At 51.5% G+C, this 20,760-nt stretch carries 16 protein-coding genes and 1 riboswitch; of the genes, 11 read left to right on the forward strand and 5 right to left on the reverse strand.

What is annotated here, in order from left to right; genetic code table 11:
- Nucleotides 1-26: 26 nt before the first annotated feature.
- Nucleotides 27-935 carry a methylenetetrahydrofolate reductase gene (gene metF / locus ACOZIO_RS22940; RefSeq protein ID WP_129955321.1) on the forward strand — a complete coding sequence of 303 codons (909 nt, stop codon included), beginning with the start codon at nt 27-29 and terminating at the stop codon, nt 933-935.
- A 71-nt stretch (nt 936-1,006) separates the two neighbouring features.
- On the opposite strand, the gene ppc is transcribed toward metF, so the two are convergent.
- Both ppc and argE read right to left on the reverse strand, forming a co-directional pair.
- The gene (gene ppc / locus ACOZIO_RS22945) at nt 1,007-3,652 is read right to left on the reverse strand and encodes a phosphoenolpyruvate carboxylase (RefSeq protein WP_129955323.1); all 2,646 of its coding nucleotides are present in this window, start codon (nt 3,650-3,652) and stop codon (nt 1,007-1,009) included.
- 305 nt (nt 3,653-3,957) lie between these two features.
- Nucleotides 3,958-5,109 (reverse strand): acetylornithine deacetylase, encoded by a 1,152-nt coding sequence (argE, locus tag ACOZIO_RS22950; protein WP_421595759.1) that lies wholly within the window; start codon nt 5,107-5,109, stop codon nt 3,958-3,960.
- Nucleotides 5,110-5,246: 137 nt separating this feature from the next.
- Here argE and argC point away from each other — a divergent pair, with 137 nt between their 5' ends.
- The 3 genes from argC to argH all read left to right on the forward strand — a co-directional run bounded on the left by argC (nt 5,247) and on the right by argH (nt 8,634).
- Nucleotides 5,247-6,251: an N-acetyl-gamma-glutamyl-phosphate reductase gene (gene argC / locus ACOZIO_RS22955; protein WP_129955326.1), complete on the forward strand. Its 1,005-nt coding sequence runs from the start codon at nt 5,247-5,249 to the stop codon at nt 6,249-6,251.
- A 131-nt stretch (nt 6,252-6,382) separates the two neighbouring features.
- Nucleotides 6,383-7,156, forward strand: coding sequence for an acetylglutamate kinase (gene argB / locus ACOZIO_RS22960; RefSeq protein ID WP_129955328.1), 774 nt, complete (start codon nt 6,383-6,385; stop codon nt 7,154-7,156).
- A 104-nt stretch (nt 7,157-7,260) separates the two neighbouring features.
- Nucleotides 7,261-8,634, forward strand: a complete 1,374-nt coding sequence (gene argH, locus ACOZIO_RS22965) for an argininosuccinate lyase (protein ID WP_129955330.1) — start codon at nt 7,261-7,263, stop codon at nt 8,632-8,634.
- A gap of 113 nt (nt 8,635-8,747) precedes the next feature.
- Here the strand turns inward: argH and ACOZIO_RS22970 are convergent, their stop codons facing one another.
- Nucleotides 8,748-9,509: a glutathione peroxidase gene (locus ACOZIO_RS22970; RefSeq protein WP_129955332.1), complete on the reverse strand. Its 762-nt coding sequence runs from the start codon at nt 9,507-9,509 to the stop codon at nt 8,748-8,750.
- A 160-nt stretch (nt 9,510-9,669) separates the two neighbouring features.
- Here ACOZIO_RS22970 and oxyR point away from each other — a divergent pair, with 160 nt between their 5' ends.
- Nucleotides 9,670-10,593 carry a DNA-binding transcriptional regulator OxyR gene (oxyR, locus tag ACOZIO_RS22975; RefSeq protein WP_129955334.1) on the forward strand — a complete coding sequence of 308 codons (924 nt, stop codon included), beginning with the start codon at nt 9,670-9,672 and terminating at the stop codon, nt 10,591-10,593.
- Here oxyR and sthA read toward each other — a convergent pair.
- On the reverse strand, nt 10,576-11,976 hold the full coding sequence (sthA, locus tag ACOZIO_RS22980; protein ID WP_015699169.1) for a Si-specific NAD(P)(+) transhydrogenase: 1,401 nt from the start codon (nt 11,974-11,976) through the stop codon (nt 10,576-10,578). The two genes, oxyR and sthA, sit on opposite strands and share 18 nt — an antisense overlap.
- 212 nt (nt 11,977-12,188) lie before the next feature.
- Between sthA and fabR the strand changes: the two genes are divergently transcribed.
- The 4 genes from fabR (at nt 12,189) to ACOZIO_RS23000 (ending at nt 16,229) form a co-directional block, all read left to right on the forward strand.
- Complete coding sequence (gene fabR, locus ACOZIO_RS22985; protein ID WP_165383770.1) at nt 12,189-12,824, forward strand: HTH-type transcriptional repressor FabR; 636 nt, start codon at nt 12,189-12,191, stop codon at nt 12,822-12,824.
- 20 nt (nt 12,825-12,844) lie between these two features.
- Nucleotides 12,845-13,204 carry a YijD family membrane protein gene (locus tag ACOZIO_RS22990; protein ID WP_129955338.1) on the forward strand — a complete coding sequence of 120 codons (360 nt, stop codon included), beginning with the start codon at nt 12,845-12,847 and terminating at the stop codon, nt 13,202-13,204.
- A 274-nt stretch (nt 13,205-13,478) separates the two neighbouring features.
- Nucleotides 13,479-15,065, forward strand: a complete 1,587-nt coding sequence (locus tag ACOZIO_RS22995; protein WP_129955340.1) for an MFS transporter — start codon at nt 13,479-13,481, stop codon at nt 15,063-15,065.
- A 24-nt stretch (nt 15,066-15,089) separates the two neighbouring features.
- Nucleotides 15,090-16,229 carry a glycoside hydrolase family 88/105 protein gene (locus tag ACOZIO_RS23000; protein ID WP_129955342.1) on the forward strand — a complete coding sequence of 380 codons (1,140 nt, stop codon included), beginning with the start codon at nt 15,090-15,092 and terminating at the stop codon, nt 16,227-16,229.
- A 70-nt stretch (nt 16,230-16,299) separates the two neighbouring features.
- Here ACOZIO_RS23000 and trmA read toward each other — a convergent pair whose 3' ends face one another.
- Nucleotides 16,300-17,400, reverse strand: a complete 1,101-nt coding sequence (gene trmA / locus ACOZIO_RS23005) for a tRNA (uridine(54)-C5)-methyltransferase TrmA (protein ID WP_421595763.1) — start codon at nt 17,398-17,400, stop codon at nt 16,300-16,302.
- 141 nt (nt 17,401-17,541) lie between these two features.
- A riboswitch (cobalamin riboswitch) is annotated at nt 17,542-17,814 on the forward strand.
- Nucleotides 17,815-17,885: 71 nt separating this feature from the next.
- Here trmA and btuB point away from each other — a divergent pair.
- Nucleotides 17,886-19,763 carry a TonB-dependent vitamin B12 receptor BtuB gene (gene btuB, locus ACOZIO_RS23010; protein ID WP_129992178.1) on the forward strand — a complete coding sequence of 626 codons (1,878 nt, stop codon included), beginning with the start codon at nt 17,886-17,888 and terminating at the stop codon, nt 19,761-19,763.
- Nucleotides 19,708-20,589 (forward strand): glutamate racemase, encoded by an 882-nt coding sequence (gene murI, locus ACOZIO_RS23015; protein WP_129955347.1) that lies wholly within the window; start codon nt 19,708-19,710, stop codon nt 20,587-20,589. The genes btuB and murI overlap by 56 nt, the downstream gene beginning before the upstream one ends.
- Nucleotides 20,590-20,760: the final 171 nt, after the last annotated feature.

Below are 20,760 nucleotides of genomic sequence, written 5' to 3' on the forward strand. Positions count from 1 at the left end.
ACGCAGTGATCCATGAGGTAGTGTTTATGAGCTTTTTCCACGCAAACCAGCGCGAAGCGCTGAACCAGAATCTGGCAGAGTTACAGGGTCAGATTAACGTTTCTTTCGAATTTTTCCCGCCACGCACCAGCGAGATGGAAGATACGTTGTGGAGTTCTATTGACCGCCTCAGCAGCCTTAAGCCTAAGTTTGTTTCTGTCACCTACGGGGCAAACTCCGGTGAACGTGACCGTACACACAGCATCATCAAAGGCATTAAAGAACGTACCGGTCTGGAAGCTGCACCGCATCTGACCTGTATTGATGCCAGCCGTGATGAACTACGTCAAATCGCACAGGATTACTGGGAAAGTGGCATTCGTCACATTGTAGCTCTGCGTGGTGATTTACCGGCAGGCGGCGGCAAGCCGGAAATGTATGCCACCGATCTGGTAAAGTTGCTGAAAGAAGTGGGTGACTTTGATATTTCCGTTGCGGCCTATCCGGAAGTGCATCCTGAAGCTAAAAGCGCACAGTCAGATCTGATTAACCTGAAACGCAAAATTGATGCCGGTGCGAACCGCGCTATTACGCAGTTTTTCTTCGATGTGGAAAGCTATCTGCGTTTCCGTGACCGCTGCGCCGGTCAGGGGATTGATGTGGAAATTGTGCCGGGTATTCTGCCGGTGTCCAACTTCAAACAGCTGACCCGCTTTGCGACGATGACCAATGTGCGTGTACCGCACTGGATGAACAGCCTGTTCGAAGGGCTGGATAACGACGCCGAAACCCGCAAAATGGTTGGCGCCAACATCGCGATGGACATGGTGAAAATCCTCAGCCGTGAAGGTGTAAAGGACTTCCATTTCTATACCCTGAACCGTGCAGAAATGAGTTACGCAATTTGCCACACACTGGGTGTGCGTCCGGAAATTGACGTGCCGGTTCGCGCCTAATATTTTGCCCTACGCTGAATACAAAAAACCCGCGAATTCGCGGGTTTTTCTTTAGATAGCTTCAGCAGACACTAGCCGGTATTACGCATACCCGCTGCCACGCCGGCAATCGTCACCATCAACGCCTGCTCTACATTCGCATCCTGCTTACCGTCTTTTTCCAGCTCGCGGGAACGGTGCAGCAATTCAGCCTGCAATACGTTCAGCGGGTCAGTGTAGACGTTACGCAGGGCGATAGATTCCGCAATCCACGGTAAATCTTCCATCAGGTGATCGTCGTTAGAAATCGCCAGGATCACTTTAATGTCGCTTGCCAGCTGATCGCGCAGTTGCTGACCGAGCGGCCACAGCTCTTTCTCTACCAGACGATGATCGTAGTATTCCGCCAGCCACAGGTCCGCTTTCGCAAATACCATTTCCAGCATGCCGATGCGGGTGGAGAAGAACGGCCAGTCGCGGCACATGGTTTCCAGCTCGTCACGTTTCCCGCCATCGACCACGGCCTGTAAACCGGCACCGGCGCCCAGCCAGGCTGGTAGCATCAGACGGTTTTGCGTCCAGGCGAAAATCCACGGGATGGCGCGAAGGCTTTCGACGCCACCACTGGCTTTACGTTTCGCCGGTCGTGAACCCAGCGGCAGTTTCGCCAGTTCCTGTTCCGGAGTTGCTGCACGGAAGTAAGGCACGAAGTCTTTATTCTCGCGGATATAACCCCGGTACATTTTGCAGGACACGTCAGACAGCTGTTCCATAATATCTACCCAGGCTTGCTTCGGCTCAGGCGGTGGCAACAGGTTGGCTTCCAGAATCGCAGACGTGTACAGCGCCAGGCTGCTGATAGTGACTTCCGGCAATCCGAATTTGAAGCGGATCATTTCGCCCTGTTCGGTCACGCGCAGGCCGCCTTTCAGGCTGCCCGGAGGCTGAGATAACAACGCTGCCTGTGCCGGTGCACCGCCACGGCCGATAGAACCGCCGCGTCCGTGGAACAGTGTCAGGGCAATCCCGGCTTTCTCGCAGGTTTTGATCAGAGCATCCTGAGCACGGTATTGTGCCCATGATGCGGCCATCACGCCCGCGTCTTTTGCGGAGTCGGAATAGCCAATCATCACCATTTGTTTGCCCTGAATGAAACCGCGATACCAGTCAATGCTCAGCAACTGTTTCATGACATCGTCGGCATTGTTCAGGTCGTCGAGCGTTTCGAACAGCGGCGCGACAGGCATCGGGAACGGACAACCGGCTTCTTTGAGCAGCAGGTGTACGGCCAGCACGTCAGACGGTGTACGCGCCATCGAAATGACATACGCTGCAATCGAGCCTTCCGGTGCCTCGGCAATCACCTGACAGGTATCGAGCACTTCTTTGGTGTCGGCACTCGGTTCCCAGTGACGTGGCACCAGCGGACGTTTTGAATTCAGTTCACGGATCAGGAAAGCCTGTTTATCGGATTCTGACCAGCTTTCATAATCGCCCAGACCGAGATAGCGGGTGATTTCAGCGATAGCATCGGTGTGGCGGGTACTTTCCTGACGCACGTCGATACGCACCAGAGGCACGCCGAAGCAGCGCACGCGGCGCAGGGTATCCAGCAACTGGCCGTTGGCAATAATGCCCATATTGCAGGCTTGCAGCGACTGGTAACAGGCGTATAGCGGTGCCCACAGCTGGTCATTTTTCACCAATAAATCATGAGGGCGCGCAACGCGTTCGCCTTTCAGACGAGCTTCCAGATAAACCTGCGTATTGGTCAGCTGAGCACGCAGCTGTTTCATGATTTCACGGTAAGGTTCGATGATATCCGCCCCTCCCGCCAGCTCACGCAGTTCCGGCGTACATTCGGTCATCGACAATTCTGATACCAGCACCGCGATATCACGCAGGAACAGGTCAGTCGCTTTCCAGCGGCTCAGCAACAGTACGTGGCGGGTAATATCGGCCGTCACGTTCGGGTTACCGTCGCGGTCGCCGCCCATCCATGAAGTGAAGCGAACCGGCACGGCTTCCACGGGCATTTTATAATCCAGTGACGTTTCCAGTTGTTCGTTCAGTTCACGCAGGAAAGCAGGTACGCCTTCCCACAGGCTGTTTTCAACGACCGCAAAGCCCCATTTAGCTTCATCCACAGGAGAAGGCCGGTTTTTGCGGATTTCATCGGTGTGCCATGACTGCGCGATCAACTGACGCAAACGACGCATGATTTGTTTGCGTTCGTAATCGGCCAGATCGTTATGGTCGAGCTGCTTGAGGCAGTTATTCACTTCGACCAGTTTGTGGATCAGTGTGCGGCGGGCAATTTCTGTCGGGTGCGCGGTCAGTACCAGTTCAATAGAAAGCTGGTCGACAGCATCACGCAGCTGTTGTTCTGAGAGATTTTTGGATTTCAGGCGATCGAACAATTGTGCCAGGGCTTCAGGATTACTGGCCGCTTCGCCATGTGGCGAAATGCTGTGATATTGTTCAGCCACGTTGGCTAAATTCAGAAACTGGCTAAAAGCACGGGCAACAGGCAGCAGCTCATCATTGGAGAGATTTTGCAACGTTGACAGTAATTCTTGTCGATCCGCGTCGTTTCCGGCACGGGAGGATTTCGACAGCTTACGGATTTTCTCAACACGATCCAGGATATGCTCTCCCAACGTATCTTTGATCGTGTCGCCTAGCAATTTACCTAAGGTACTGACATTACTTCGCATTGCGGAATATTGTTCGTTCATATTACCTCTGACCCGTTCTCTCGTTTAATTTTTATATTCTGTAAATAACTTTCACCCGTCAGGCATTCTTGCCCCGTTCACCCTGCCAACCTGGCCATACTTTTAAATGCAGCACTTGTTTTAACCCAAAAACCCCTCATCACTCACGTGAAAAATGGTCTTTTTGGCCATGTCGCTGAAATTTAATTACAACCGCGACGATATCAGTTTGGCTAATCCTGCTTTTGTTCAATAGCAACGTTGTACAGTATCAAAGGGCGCCCGTAAGCGCGCTGTTTGTTTCTTCATCAGTGCGTCATTCAGTATCAGTGATAGCAGAAATGATGAACGACCTGAGAAATCAGCTCGCGAGTCGGTTTAATGAACGCCATATCAATATATTCATCTGGCTGATGCGCCTGATCGATAGAACCCGGTCCGAGTACCAGTGTCGGACACAGTTCCTGAATAAACGGTGCCTCGGTGCAGTAGTTAACAATTTCTGTTTCCACACCCAGCAGTTTTTCGACTACCTGTATCAGCGGGTGATCCGGCGGACATTCATAACCCGGGATGGGCGGATGCAGTTCTTCAATCTCAATACGTCCCGGCCAGCGTTCACTGACCGGGGCCAGCGCTTCGTTCAGCAGACCGTCAATCTCAGTCAGCGTCAGACCCGGCAGCGGGCGGATATCCATATGCATTTCGCAGCACGCGCAAATGCGGTTTGGCGCATCGCCGCCGTTGATATAACCAAAGTTCATGGTCGGGTACGGGATCACGAAACCACTGTGGTTGTAACGGCTTTTCAGCGTATTGCGCAGCGTCATTAAATGGGTAATCGATTCGTGCATCAGTTCAATAGCGTTCACGCCGCGGGACGGATCACTGGAGTGGCCGGACTGACCGGTGATACGAATAGCATTTGACAGATGTCCCTTGTGTGCACGAACCGGCTTGAGCGAAGTAGGTTCACCGATGATGGCGCAGTCAGGGCGGATCTTTGCGTTTTTGGAAAAATAACTGGCACCGGCCATCGTGGTTTCTTCATCCGCAGTCGCCAAAATATACAGCGGTTTAGTCAGTTTAGTCAGATCAACATCGCGCAGTGAATCGAGGATAAAGGCGAAGAAACCTTTCATGTCGGCAGTCCCTAAACCATAGAGCTTATTTTCATGCTCGGTCAGGGTGAAAGGATCACGTGTCCAGCGGCCATCATCGAACGGAACGGTATCGGTATGGCCTGCCAGCAGTAAACCACCCGCGCCTTCGCCAGTACTGGCTAACATATTGAATTTATGCCGTGTTCCTGGAACGGGTTGCACTTCGACTTTGAAGCCTAAATCACCGAACCAGCCTGCCAGTAAATTGATTAACGTTTCATTGCTCTGGTCCAGTGCAGCATCTGTCGCGCTGATGGAAGGGGTGGCGATTAACGCCCGGTAGAGCTCAATAAAAGGAGGTAATTTCATCTTCACTGTTGACAGCCTTTAGTTAGGGTAGTATTCATATTCATGCAATTATTGTGAATAAAAATACAATAAGCCAGCGCGTAAGGAAACCGGAAAAAAATTCATCCGGCCCTACCCCAAAATTGAGAAGGTGAACAAGCCCTATGTTGAATACGCTGATTGTTGGTGCCACAGGTTATGCCGGAGCTGAACTCGCTGCTTACCTGAATCGCCATCCACAGATGAACATAACCGGTTTAACGGTTTCAGCGCAAAGTGCAGATGCAGGAAAATTACTTTCTGATTTGCATCCTCAATTAAAAGGCATCGTCGATTTGCCTGTTTTGCCTCTGACTGATGTGGCTGAAGCAGCGAAAGGTGTCGATGTTGTTTTTCTGGCGACAGCGCATGAAGTCAGCCACGATTTAGCACCACAGTTTCTGGCGGCGGGCTGCGTGGTGTTTGACCTGTCCGGTGCTTTCCGCGTTAGCAAACCTGAGTTTTACACTGAATTCTACGGCTTTGAGCATCAGCATCTCGAACTGCTCGATCAGGCTGTATACGGTCTGGCCGAATGGCAGGCTGACAAATTAAAAGACGCACAGCTGATTGCTGTTCCGGGCTGTTACCCGACCGCGTCACAGCTGGCGCTCAAACCCCTTATCGACAATGGTTTGCTTAATGACAGCCAGTGGCCGGTCATCAATGCCACCAGCGGTGTCAGCGGCGCTGGCCGTAAAGCGACACTCGGCAACAGTTTCTGCGAAGTCAGTCTTCAGCCTTACAAACTCTTCAGCCACCGTCATCAGCCAGAAATTGCCGAACATCTTGGCGTGCCGGTGATTTTCACGCCGCATTTGGGCAATTTTCCGCGCGGTATTCTGGCGACTATCACCTGCCGTCTGAACGCGGGTGTGACGGAGCAGGACGTGGCGGAAGCCTTCCATAATGCGTATCACGATAAACCGCTGGTGCGTTTGTACACCAAAGGCGTCCCGGCGCTGAAAGATGTGGTCGGTCTGCCATTCTGCGATATCGGTTTTGCGGTGAAAGGTGAACATCTGATTGTGGTAGCGACGGAAGATAACGTGCTCAAAGGCGCGTCTGCTCAGGCAGTTCAGTGCATGAATATCCGTTTCGGCTTCCCGGAAACACAATCATTGCTTTAACCAGCCGTCAGATTGACTGTAAACAGAAAACAACCGCCCCTGAGCGTTTATTCAGACGCGCAGGGGTGTTAGATTAAATTAAACGTATTGTTATTAATTAACATTCTCAACCGGTCGGGGCGCGAACAGCTATGAATCCGTTAGTCATCAAGTTAGGTGGTGTGTTGCTGGACAATGAAGAAGCACTTGAGCGGCTGTTCATGGCAATAGTGGCTTATCGCCAGGAATATCACCGCCCGCTGGTTATTGTTCATGGTGGTGGCTGCCTGGTTGACGAGCTGATGAAAAAGCTGAATCTGCCTGTCGTGAAAAAAGCCGGTCTGCGCGTGACACCGGCTGATCAGATTGACATTATCACGGGTGCACTCGCCGGCAGCGCGAACAAAACTCTGTTGGCGTGGGCGGTCAAAAATCACATCAACGCGGTTGGCCTGTCTCTGGCTGACGGCGGCACCGTCAGCGTTACGCAACTGGATGCATCACTGGGCTTCGTCGGTAAAGCCGAAGCGGGTGATCCGGCGCTGATTAACACATTGCATGGCGCAGGCTACCTGCCGATTGTCAGTTCTATTGGCATCACCGCAACCGGTGAGCTGATGAATGTTAACGCCGATCAGGCAGCAACTGCACTGGCGGCCACGCTGGGCGCGGATCTGATCCTGCTGTCTGATGTCAGCGGAATTCTTGATGGCAAAGGCCAGCGTATTCCGGAAATGAGTGCAGAGAAAGCCGAACAGCTTATCGGGCAGGGTATTATCACCGATGGCATGATCGTCAAAGTTAACGCTGCGCTGGACGCTGCACGTTCTCTCGGACGTCCTGTGGATATCGCCAGCTGGCGTCACGCTGAGCAATTACCCGCACTGTTTAATGGCGTTGCGATCGGAACACGCATTCTGGGGTAATTCACCTCCCGGCAGGTTTAAATCTGACGCGCATTCGGTACACACTTTTGTCAGGGCGCAGCCATATTGCGCCCTTTTGCATAAAAAATTTCAGGAGCAGCAAAATGGCACTTTGGGGCGGACGTTTTACTCAGGCAGCAGATCAGCGGTTTAAAGAACTGAATGACTCACTGCGTTTCGATTACCGGCTGGCGGAGCAGGATATTGTGGGCTCGGTAGCCTGGTCCAAAGCGCTGGTGACTGTGAATGTATTAACCGCTGACGAACAGCTTCAGCTGGAAGACGCATTGACTGTGTTGCTGGAAGAAGTCCGTGCCAATCCCCGCGCTATTTTAGCCAGTGATGCCGAAGATATTCATAGCTGGGTTGAAGGCAAACTGATCGACAAAGTTGGCAATCTCGGTAAGAAATTGCACACCGGCCGCAGCCGTAACGATCAGGTCGCGACTGACATCAAACTGTGGTGTAAAACACAGGTGGTTGAACTGCGTGAGGCGCTGCATCATTTGCAGCAGGCGCTGGTCGCCACGGCCGAAGCCAATCAGGACGCCGTGATGCCGGGTTACACCCATCTGCAACGCGCCCAGCCGGTGACGTTTGCGCACTGGTGCATGGCGTATGTTGAAATGCTGGCGCGTGATGAAAGCCGCCTGAAAGACACGCTGGCTCGTCTGGACGTCAGTCCGCTGGGCTGTGGCGCACTGGCCGGTACTGCCTATCCGATGGATCGCGAACAACTGGCTGGCTGGTTAGGTTTCGCTTCTGCGACACGTAACAGCCTCGACAGTGTTTCTGATCGTGACCATGTTCTGGAGCTGCTTTCCAACGCGGCCATCAGCATGGTTCACCTTTCACGTTTTGCAGAAGACCTGATTTTCTTCAATACCGGTGAAGCGGCGTTTATCGATTTGTCCGATCGTGTCACCTCCGGCTCTTCCCTGATGCCACAGAAGAAGAATCCGGATGCACTGGAGCTGATCCGTGGTAAGTGTGGTCGTGTGCAGGGCGCGCTTACCGGTATGATGATGACGATGAAGGGTCTTCCGCTGGCGTACAACAAAGACATGCAGGAAGATAAAGAAGGGCTGTTCGACGCACTCGATACCTGGATGGATTGTCTGAACATGGCATCGCTGGTGCTGGATGGTATTCAGGTAAAACGCCCAAGGGCGAAAGAAGCCGCGCAACAGGGCTATGCTAACTCCACCGAACTGGCAGATTATCTGGTTGCCAAGGGTGTTCCGTTCCGTGAGGCGCACCATATTGTGGGTGAAGCGGTAGTGGAAGCGATTAATCAGGGCAAAGCGCTGGAAGAATTACCGCTGGCAGATTTGCAGAAATTCAGCAGCGTGATTGGCGACGATGTTTACGCCATTCTCGAACTGCAATCTTGTCTCGACAAACGAGCCGCTAAAGGCGGTGTTTCTCCGCAGCAGGTTGCACAGGCGATTGCTGATGCGAAGGCGCGTTTAGCGTAAATAAAAAAGGCGGATCATAGATCCGCCGAAAATTCACGTAGTCTTACTTTGCTTTTTTGTCGGTAATGCAGGGATTTCTTGCCTTACTTCTTACAGCAGATCCTTATTGACGCTTACTGTGCCACTTCGCACACGTCTTGTGTTTCTGAATGGAGGTAAACCTCCAGATCGTCACTTCCCCCGATGTGGCGTCCACCGATAAAGACTTGCGGCACTGTTGCCCGGCCCGTCACGGCGCGCAGGCTGACGGTGGTCGCGTCTTTACCTAATACAATTTCTTCATACTGAATGCCGCGTTCCTGCAACATTTGTTTGGCTTTCGCACAGAACGGACAGCCCGGTTTGGTGAATACGGACACGGATTCCTGCACTTTAAATTCTGGTGCCAGATACTTGAGCATGGTGTCAGCATCAGACACTTCAAACGGGTCGCCTGGCTTATTTGGCTCAACGAACATTTTCTCGACGACACCGTTGCGTACCAGCATGGAATAACGCCATGAACGCGGGCCGAAGCCTAAATCCGCTTTCTCTACCAGCATGTCCATCCCTTTGGTGAATTCACCGTTACCGTCCGGGATGAAAGTGATGTTGGAGGCGTTCTGTTCGGCTTTCCAGGCGTTCATCACGAAGGTGTCATTCACGGAAACGCACAGGATGCTGTCGACGCCGTGGTTTTTAAACACCGGAGCCAGTTCGTTGTAACGTGGCAGGTGACTCGAAGAACAGGTCGGGGTGAATGCACCCGGCAATGAAAATACGATCACTGTTTTATTTTTAAACAGATTGTCGCTGGAGAGATCTACCCATTGATCGCCCTGTCGGGTGTGAAAAGTAACGTGCGGTACGTGTCTACCTTCCTGGCTTGCAAACATGAATAACCTCTTAATTAATCAATAAAATAGAAAGTTTTTTCGGCATTTCTGCCTTGTTGGAAAGCATTATTCACGATAGTAGTTGATAGATATAATCGTTGATTGCTATCTTATCTATCGTTAACGACTATCGCATTGCCTTTTAGGGACTGGAGGAAAAATGAACATTCGTGATCTAGAGTATCTGGTGGCACTGGCTGAGTTTCGTCATTTTCGACGCGCAGCAGATTCATGCCATGTCAGCCAGCCGACATTAAGTGGTCAGATACGTAAACTGGAAGATGAACTTGGCGTTATGTTGCTTGAAAGAACCAGCCGCAAAGTGCTGTTTACGCAAGCCGGTTTGTTGCTGGTGGATCAGGCGCGCACGGTGTTGCGTGAAGTGAAAGTTCTGAAAGAGATGGCGAGCCAACAAGGCGAAGCGATGTCCGGCCCGATGCATATCGGCCTGATCCCGACAGTCGGGCCTTATCTGCTGCCTCAGATTATCCCCTCGCTGCATAAAACCTTCCCGAAACTGGAAATGTATCTGCATGAGGCGCAAACCCATCAGTTACTGTCTCAGCTTGACAGCGGAAAACTCGACTGTGCGATTCTGGCGCTGGTAAAAGAGAGCGAAGCGTTTATTGAAGTGCCGTTGTTTGATGAGCCGATGAGGCTGGCGATCTACGATGATCATCCGTGGGCATCGCGCGATCGTGTGGCGATGGCCGATCTGGCGGGTGAAAAATTACTGATGCTGGAAGACGGGCATTGCCTGCGTGATCAGGCACTCGGTTTCTGCTTCCAGGCGGGGGCGGATGAAGATACCCATTTCCGGGCAACCAGTCTGGAAACGCTGCGTAATATGGTGGCGGCGGGCAGCGGGATTACCTTGCTGCCATCCCTGGCTGTGCCCAATGAGCGCAGCCGTGACGGAGTGACGTATCTGACGTGTGACAAACCGGAACCGCGACGCACAATCGCGCTGGTATATCGTCCCGGTTCGCCACTGCGCGGGCGTTACGAGCAACTTGCGGAAGCCATCAAAGAGCACATGCAGCCTTACATGGACCGAACTGCAGTGTTAAAAAAGGCGGTTTAATCCGTTCAGTGCCGCAACGCGATAGGCTTCTGCCATGGTCGGATAGTTGAAGGTGGTATTAACGAAATACTCGATAGTATTACCTTCACCTTTCTGTTCCATAATCGCCTGGCCGATGTGAATAATCTCGGCCGCACGTTCACCAAAGCAGTGAATCCCCAGAATTTCTTTGGTATCCCGGTGGAACAGGAGCTTCAGGCTGCCCACGTTCATACCCGCAATTTGTGCGCGTGCCAGATGTTTAAACTGTGCGCGGCCCACTTCGTATGGCACTTTCATCGCCGTCAGTTCCTGCTCGGTTTTACCCACGGAACTGATTTCAGGGATGGTATAAATACCGGTCGGAATGTTTTCGATAAGGTGGACTTTCGCTTCGCCCTGAATCATGGCCTGCGCGGCAATCCGGCCCTGATCATAAGCCGCTGATGCCAGACTTGGATAGCCAATGACGTCACCTACCGCATAAATATGTGACAGCGCAGTCTGATACATGCTGTTCACTTTCAGCAGCCCGCGGCTGTCAGCTTCCAGACCAATATTCTCCAGACCCAGTTTATCGGTGTTACCCGTGCGTCCGTTGGCATACAGCAGCGCATCAGCCTTCACTTTTTTACCGGATTTGAGGTGCATGATCACACCGTCTTCCACGCCTTCGATCATCTCGAACTCTTCGTTGTGGCGGATGACCACACCGTTATTCCAGAAGTGATAGGACAGCGCATCTGACATTTCCTGATCGAGGAAAGACAGCAGGCGGTCACGGGTATTGATTAAGTCTACTTTGACGTTCAGACCGCGGAAGATTGACGCATATTCGCAGCCGATCACCCCCGCGCCGTAAATAATCACGTGGCGTGGCTCATGGCTCAGTTCGAGGATCAAATCGCTGTCGTAAATGCGCGGATGACCAAAATCGACATTGGCAGGCCGGTACGGGCGCGAGCCGCAGGCAATCACAATGTTATCTGCGGTAATCACTTCGTGTGTGTTATCGGCGTAGCGGATACTGATGGTATTGGCATCCACAAAACTGGCATCACCCGAGAACAGCTGGCATTGGTTTCTCTCATAGAAACCCTGGCGCATACGTGTTTGCTGATTAATCACTGAATCGGCGTGACGCAGGATGTCCGGGAAAGTGGAGCTCATTGTGCGGGAGTTATCGCTGTAGAGCGGGTTTTGGTTAAATTCGATGATTCTGCTGACGGCGTGGCGCAATGCTTTGGAAGGGATGGTTCCCCAGTGAGTACATCCGCCACCGACATTGTTATAGCGTTCGATGACAGCAACCCGGGCGCCTTGTTTAACCAGTCCCATGGCAGCGCCTTCTCCGCCAGGACCTGAGCCAATGATGATGGCATCAAAATGTGAGTGCTGTGGCATAGTTCGAAACCTATTTTTATACAAAATCACAACGAGAAAGTAACATATTACACCTATTTACCCCACATGCAGTTGTCATTTAATGGTAATGCAGCAACATTCTGACCCACTTTATGCTGTTGTATCTTTGGCTCCGACCGCTAAAAATTTTGATATAGTGAAGCGATATCAGGCGAATAATCAAAAAGAAGAATACTATCCGGATGAAGGTTATGGGCGTAAGAGCACAACAAAAAGAGCGCACGCGTCGTTCACTGATTGAGGCGGCTTTCAGCCAGCTCAGTGCCGAGCGCAGCTTTGCGAGTCTGAGTCTGCGTGAGGTTTCCCGCGAGGCAGGCATCGCGCCAACCTCCTTTTACCGGCATTTTCGCGATGTGGATGAACTGGGCCTGACAATGGTTGATGAAAGCGGGCTGATGCTGCGTCAGCTGATGCGCCAGGCACGCCAGCGCATTGCGAAAGGTGGCAGCGTGATCCGCACCTCAGTCTCCACATTTATGGAATTCATCGGTAACAATCCCAACGCATTTCGTCTGTTGTTGCGTGAACGCTCCGGTACGTCATCGGCGTTTCGTGCCGCCGTCGCCCGCGAAATTCAGCATTTTATTGCGGAACTTGCCGATTATCTGCAACTCGAAAACCATATGCCGCGCAGTTTTACCGAAGCGCAGGCTGAAGCGATGGTTATCATCGTTTTTAACGCCGGTGCGGAAGCGCTGGATGTGGATATTGCACAGCGCCGCCAGCTGGAAGAGCGGCTGGTATTGCAGCTGCGGATGATTTCCAAAGGCGCATATTACTGGTATCGCCGTCAGCAGGAACGGACGGCCGTGACTCCCCCTCAATAATATGACCAGAGGTAAAGAAAATGACCGAACAACCGAACCAGGATAATGGCACTCTGGTTTTGGCTTTGATTGCCGGGCTGTCGATTAATGGCACTTTCGATGCGTTATTCAGTTCTGTCGTAACGTTTTCGATCTTCCCGATCATTTCTCTGGTGTTAGCGGTGTATTGCCTGCACGTTCGTTACCACCGCAGTGAAATGCCGAAAGGGTTACCGGTTTTAGCCGCGGCTTGCTTTCTGCTGGGGCTGTTGCTGTACAGCACCATTGTGCGCGCGGAATACCCTGAACTGGGCTCGAACTTCGTGCCGTCGGTGATTTGTGTGGCGCTGATCTTCTGGATAGGTCTGAAGCTTAAAAAACGTAAGTCTTCCTCGCAGTAGTCCCTTTCTGATAACCCAACGAGGCAATCTGCGGATTGCCTTTTATTATTTCCCGCCAGTTAATGAACTGTCATTTCATTAATATCAAACCGATGTTCAATATTTAGAGATTGATCGCCCACTTCTTCATTTTTTTGCCATAAAGTTCGCTTGAGTGGCAAAAACCAAAAGGTTTTCATTCCTGCTCCCCGTTAATTTGAATCATGGCCGGACGAAATATTTTCGTTCGCATTCCGCCTACGCCTATAGGTGATTTAACAGAGGCAACACGGCAATGAAAACACGTAAAATCGGATTCTTTAATTACATCGCCTACGGGTCAGGCGATTTTCTGGGGGCGGGGACGACAGCCCTGACCGCAGCGTGGCTGCTCTATTTTTACACCACGTTCTGCGGGCTCTCGCCCATCGAAGCGACATTTATTTTTGCCACCGCACGCGTCGCTGATGCCGTGCTGAGTCCGCTGATGGGGTATCTCACCGATAACTTCGGCAATACCTGGCTCGGTAAGCGATTTGGTCGCCGCAAATTCTTCATCCTGTTAGGCATTCCCTGTGTGTTCAGCTACAGCTTTATGTGGGTGGGCGATATGGGATATGCCTATTATCTGCTGACCTATCTGCTGTTTGATATTGTTTACACGATGATTCTGGTGCCGTATGAAACATTGGTGCCGGAAATGACCGATGATTTCAAACAGAAAACTAAATTCTCCGGCGCCCGTATTGCTTTGGCACAGTTGTCAGCGATTCTGGCGGCCTTCCTGCCGGGTATTCTGTTGCAGCATTTTGGTAAAGATAACGCCATCTCCTTCTTCTATTCGAGCCTGGTCTTTGCCGTAATCTGCGCATTCGTTCTGACGCTGGTGTATTTCTTTACCTGGGAAAGACCGGAAGAGCTCAAATCTGAAGCCACGAAGAAAATTGAGCGCGAACGTCAGCAACTGACCCTGGCGCAAAGCCTGAAACGCCTGAAAGTCGAATTATCCTCGACGCTGCGCATCAAAATTTTCCGTCAGCATCTGGGGTTATATCTGGGCGGGTATATCGCGCAGGACGTGTTTAACGCCGTGTTCACCTATTACGTGGTGTTCGTGCTGATGCAAAGTGCTGCCACGGCCTCCAACCTTATGGGCATGATGGCCATCCTGCAATTTGTGGCGGTGATCGGCATGATCCCACTGTGTATCCGCTTTGGCCCTGCACCTTCTTATCGTCTGGCTGTTTCTCTGTTCGGGCTGGCCGCTATCTCTTACGGCTTACTCTATTACGCAGGCATGAATGACTCGATGTCATTATTGTTGTTAATTTCCGCGCTGGCCGGTCTGGGCCGTGGGGGGATCAACTACGTGCCGTGGAACATTTACACCTATATCGCTGACGTTGATGAAACTATCACCGGCCAGCGCCGCGAAGGGATTTTCGCCGGCGTGATGACACTGACCCGTAAGGCGTCACAGGCCGGTGCGGTGATGCTGGTGGGTATTATCTTACAACTGGCCGGGTTTGTTTCCGGACAAAGCCAGCAAGTTCCGGCAGTCGGTCATACTATCCTTGGCGTGTTGGTGGTGGGTTCCCTGCTGATGCTCAGTATCGGTTTCACCATCTCTCTGTTCTTCCGTCTTAACCAGAAAACACACGGCGTGCTGACCCGCGAAACGCAGAAAATGCGTGATGCTAACCGTATCGTGCCGGAGCAAATTACGCCGGAAGACCGCGCTACGGTCGAAATGCTGACGGGGATGAAATATGAATCGCTGTGGGGTAATAACAACATCGGTTATCTGCATCGCAATAACCCGCCCCCTGAAAAGCTTACCCGTGAAAATACTGCCGAAATGCCGGTCCAGGGACGTTTATAAATTTTGAGTTCACAGGAGAACACCATGAAAGTTTTTGAAGTTAAACACAGTGCTTTGCTGCGACAGCCGGAACATTTCATTTCTCGCGGGGAACTGAAATCGCTGATCCACAACGTGACCAACAATCTGGTGAATATCGAAGATAAAACCGGTGAGTTCCTGCTGCGGTTGGACGATGGCCGCGTGATTGATACCAAAGGCTGGGCGGGCTGGGAATGGACGCACGGCATCGGGCTTTATGGAATTTATCAGTATTATCAACAGACCGGCGACGAAAAAATGCGTGCGGTGATAGATGACTGGTTTACTGCGCGTCTGGCGGAAGGTACACCGACCAAGAACGTTAATACCATGAGCCCGTTTCTGACGCTGGCGTATCGCTACGAGGAAACCGGCAATGCGGCATGGCGTCCTTATCTGGAGCGCTGGGCTGAATGGGTAATGTACGAAATGCCGCGCACAGACAAAGGTGCGATGCAGCACATTGTTTATAACAACGAAAATCATCAGCAAATGTGGGACGACACGCTGATGATGAGCGTGCTGCCGCTGGCGAAAATCGGTACATTGCTGGGTCGCCCGGAGTTTGTCGAAGAAGCGACGTATCAGTTCCTGATGCACGTGCAATATCTCATGGATCGCGAGACTGGTCTGTGGTTCCACGGCTGGACATTTGACGGCCATCATAACTTTGCTCAGGCCCGCTGGGCGCGCGGTAACAGCTGGCTGACGATTGCTATCCCGGAATTTCTTGAACTGGTGGATTTGCCGGAAAACAACGCCACCCGCCGCTATTTATTGCAGGTGCTGGAAAGTCAGGTCAGTGCGCTGGCAAAATGTCAGGACGATAGCGGTTTGTGGCATACGCTGCTTGATGACCCGCAGTCTTATCTTGAAAGCTCAGCGACTGCCGGTTTCGCCTACGGCATTCTGAAAGCCGTGCGTAAACGCTATATTGACGCGTCATATGCGCCGGTAGCGGAAAAAGCCATTCAGGGCGTAATTAAGCACATCAATCCCGCAGGGGAACTGACGCAAACGTCATTCGGTACGGCGATGGGTAACGATCTCGATTTTTACCGTGAAATCGCGCTGACCTCAATGCCTTACGGGCAGGCGATGGCTATCCTGTGTCTGTCAGAATATATGCGTGTTTATTTATAATATTGTGGATAACGGAATGATATAAAAACGGGCACTCAGAAGGTGCCCGTTTTTGTTTTTCCATTCGCTGTCAGAATTTTTCCAGCAGCACACCCGATTCCATATGGTGGGTGTACGGGAACTGATCAAACAACGCCAGACGCGTGACGCGGTGCGTTTTGCTCAGGGTTTCCAGATTTGCACACAGTGTTTCCGGATTGCAGGAGATATAAAGAATACGTTCGTAGCCCGCGACCATTTTCACGGTTTCGTCATCCAGTCCGCTGCGTGGCGGATCGACAAAAATCGTGTTGCATTCATATCCGCTTAAATCCACCTCCTGCAGACGACGGAATTCGCGCACCCCATTGAGCGCCTGGGTAAAATCTTCAGCCGCCATGCGGATAATTTGCACATTATCAATCTGGTTAGCTGCAATGTTGAATTGTGCAGCAGCCACGGAAGGCTTGGCGATTTCTGTTGCCAGCACCCGGCGGAAGTTACGCGCCAGAGCCAGCGAGAAGTTGCCGTTACCGCAGTAAAGCTCAAGCAAATCGCCGGTCGAGTTTTCCGTGGCCTTCAGCGCCCATTCCAGCATCTGAATATTCATCTCAGCGTTTGGCTGGGTGAAACTGTTTTCCACCTGACGATAAATCATATCGCGGCCAGCCACCGGAAGGACCTCGTCGACATAATCCTGGTCGAGCATGATTTTGGTTTTGGCGGCACGGCCAATCAGATGGATATCAAATCCCTCGGCGCGCAGGTGGTCGCGCAGAGTACTGGCAGCCTGCTGCCATTCGTCATCAAGCTTACGGTGGTAAAGCAGCGAGGCGATGATTTTGCCGCTGCGGGTCGATAAATAGTCGATCTGAAAAATCTTGCGGCGCAATGCCGGATCCTGCCTGATGGCCGCGATAAGCACTGGCATCAGACGGTTAATCAATTCGCTGGCGATCGGGAACTGATCCACACGCACGCGGGCTTTGGTCTGCGGATCGAACATGATGTGGTACAAATCGCCTTCATCATGCCAGACGCGAAACTCGGCGCGCATACGGTAATGGCTGACAGGAGAACGGAAAACGTCAGGCTGCGGCGCATTAAAAGGCGACATCATCGCCGTGAGACGTGCGGTCTTTTCCGCCAGCTGGTCGTCGTAGTGTTCAATGGGCAGGTTTTCAGGCGTCATCGGTTATCTCGTCTAACAGGAAGTAAATGGGCAAACTTTGCGGGGGATTGTAGGGAAAGTCTCCCCTATGTCTACCTTTGTTGTATTTATATCAGGAAAGTTCATCCGACATTACGGATGTCTGGATTTCCAAATGGGTTGATCGTAGGATTGCGTTTCGGCCTCATTGACTGAGTTAAAAGGGAATCCGGTGTGAATCCGGAACTGGCGCGCAGCGGTATGGGGAAATCACGGCGATAGCATTCTTTATTATGCAGACACTGTTTCTTTTTTCTCTTTCCCTTTTTATATAAAGGCAAGAGGGAAGAGGAAATGGGAAGTCATCGCCCGGTGCGGATATTTTAATTGATTACGATGTAATTAATTAGCCTGCAAATCCTAAGTCCGAAGACCTGCCGATGTTACGTCGCATTAATCATCGTCGTCGCGAAATACCGTCGGTGATCCTCTGCGGCATCCGCCAATTAAGTTTGGATGCTCGATTTATGACAATTAAAAAGCATGTGCTGCTGACGGCATTATCCGTCACGGCTTTTTCAGGGTGGGCGCAGGACAACACTTCCACAAACAGCAGCGATGACATGGTCGTTACTGCCAACCGTTTTCCACAACCTGTTTCTTCTGTATTAGCGCCGACGGATATCGTCACGCGTGAAGATATTGACAGATGGCAGTCCAAATCCGTAGCTGATGTATTGCGTCGTTTACCAGGCGTGGATATTGCTCAGAACGGCGGAATGGGCCAGCAGACTTCATTATTCGTTCGCGGAACGAATGCCAGTCACACATTAGTGCTGATGGATGGCGTGCGTCTTAACCAGGCGGGTATTTCCGGCGCGGTGGATATCAGTCAGATCCCTATTTCTCTTGTTCAGCGGATTGAGTTTATTCGTGGCCCACGCTCCGCAGTTTATGGTTCCGATGCCATTGGTGGCGTGGTTAACATCATTACCACGCGCGATAAATTAGGCACGACTTTGACAGCCGGTATCGGCTCAAATGGCTATCAGACTTATGATGGCTCAACGCAGCAGAAACTCGGTGAGAATACGGTTCTGACGCTGGCGGGGAACTATACCTATACAAAAGGGACCGATGTGGTGGCGAATCTGCCGGATACTTACGGTGATCCGCGTCAGCCCGATCGTGATGGCTTCATGAGTAAGACACTCTGGGCAGGTCTTGAGCATCAGTTCAATGATCAGTTCAGCGGTTTTGCCCGCGCATACGGTTTTGATAACCGCACGGCCTATGACGGAACATACAGTTACGCAGACCCGGCACACAGTGATGCGTTGCCTGACACGCGCCAGTTATACAGCCGGACTTACGATACCGGGTTGCGCTTCCAGCAAGGGATCTATTCGACGCAAATCAGCGGAAGCTACAGCAATACGAAAGACTATAATTATGACCCGAAATACGGTCCGTATTCCGCTTCTGCAACGCTGGACGATTCGGATCAATACAACCTGCAATGGGGGAATACTTTCCAGGTAGGGCAGGGGACCCTCAGCGCTGGCGCTGACTGGCAGAAACTCAGCACTCAGCCAGGCACCAACTATATTACCGATGGCTATACCCAACGAAACACGGGTGTATACGCGACAGCTCAGCAAAAAGTGAGCGATTTCACTTTTGAAGGCGCAGTGCGTAATGACGATAACTCACAGTTTGGTTCACATGGTACCTGGCAAAGTAGTGCTGCCTGGGAGTTTATTGACGGCTATCGTTTGATTGCTTCATACGGGACAGCCTTTAAAGCGCCTAATCTGGGGCAGCTATATGGCAGTTTTGGCGGTAATGCCGATCTTAAGCCTGAAGAAAGTAAAGAATGGGAAGGTGGGCTGGAAGGCCTGACCGGGCCATTAAACTGGCGTTTGTCCGCTTATCGTAATGACATCGATCAGATGATCAGTTACGACAATCAGCAATCCGGTTATTACAATGTCGATAAGGCAACAATCAAGGGGGTTGAATGGACCGGATCTTTCGATACTGGCCCGTTGAGGCACCAGGTCACACTGGAATATTTAGATCCCCGCAATGCTGAAACCAACGAGATTTTATTACGCCGCGCTAAACAGCAGGCGAAATATCAGCTCGACTGGACAGTCGCTGATTTTGACTGGTCGCTCAATTATCAGTATTTGGGTGAACGATACGATAAGAATTACAACACCAGTGAAAATGTACGTCTGGGAGGCGTGAGTCTTTGGGATCTTGCGGTGTCATATCCGGTAACGTCACATCTCACGGTTCGTGGTAGAATTGCCAACCTCTTTGATAAAGATTACGAGACGGTTTATGGCTACGAAACACCAGGACGTGAGTACAACCTTACTGGAAGCTATACCTTCTGATACAACCCAAGTGCCTGATCGCCCGACAGTGCTGGTTTTCGATTCCGGCGTCGGCGGGTTGTCGGTTTATGATGAGGTCCGGCAAATGTTGCCGGACCTGCACTATATATATGCCTTCGATAATGTGGCGTTCCCCTACGGGGAGAAATCCGAAGCGTTTATCGTTGAGCGTGTGGTTGAAATTGTCAGCGCTGTCGCAAAACGTCATCCCCTCTCTGTTATTGTCATCGCCTGTAATACCGCGAGTACCGTTTCCCTTCCTGCATTACGCGCTAAATTCAGTTGCCCTGTTGTCGGGGTTGTCCCCGCCATCAAACCTGCGGCTAAATTAACCCGTAATGGCGTGGTCGGATTACTGGCGACTCGTGCGACAGTTCAGCGTCCTTATACTCATGACCTGGTTGCTCGCTTTGCGACGGATTGTCAGATTCTGATGCTGGGTTCTGCGGAACTGGTGGAACTGGCAGAAGCGAAGCTGCATGGCGAAGAGGTTTCGTTAGTCGCAATAAAGAAAATTCTGCATCCGTGGCTGCGTTTACGTGAACCGCCCGACACGGTGGTGTTAGGTTGCACCCATTTCCCGTTGCTTTCGCAGGAGCTGTCACAGGTTTTGCCCGATGGCACGCGTATGATCGACTCGGGTTCTGCGATTGCGAGGCGCGCACATTGGCTAATTGAGACTTCTCATGTGCCGGTCCCGGTAAAAAAAGCCGATGTGGAAATAGAGTGTGTCGCTTATTGCATGGCGATGACTGCAGAAGCGCAAAGTTTGCTGCCTGTTTTACAAGCATATGGCTTCAGAAGTATCCAGGAATTGCCGCTTTAAACGGCATTTGATGAAAGATTCAGCGGTCAGTAAATTATTTGTATTTTAGGGGTTGCGGGCTTCTGAGAACTCCCTATAATGCGCCTCCACTGACCGGGAACAACGACTGACAAGTCGCCTGGCCAGGAAGAGAAAAAGAAGAATGTTCGAATGAATAATCTCTTGACTCTT

Source organism: Rahnella sp. PD4, assembly GCF_049199325.1.
Classification (GTDB): Bacteria; Pseudomonadota; Gammaproteobacteria; order Enterobacterales; family Enterobacteriaceae; genus Rahnella; species Rahnella perminowiae.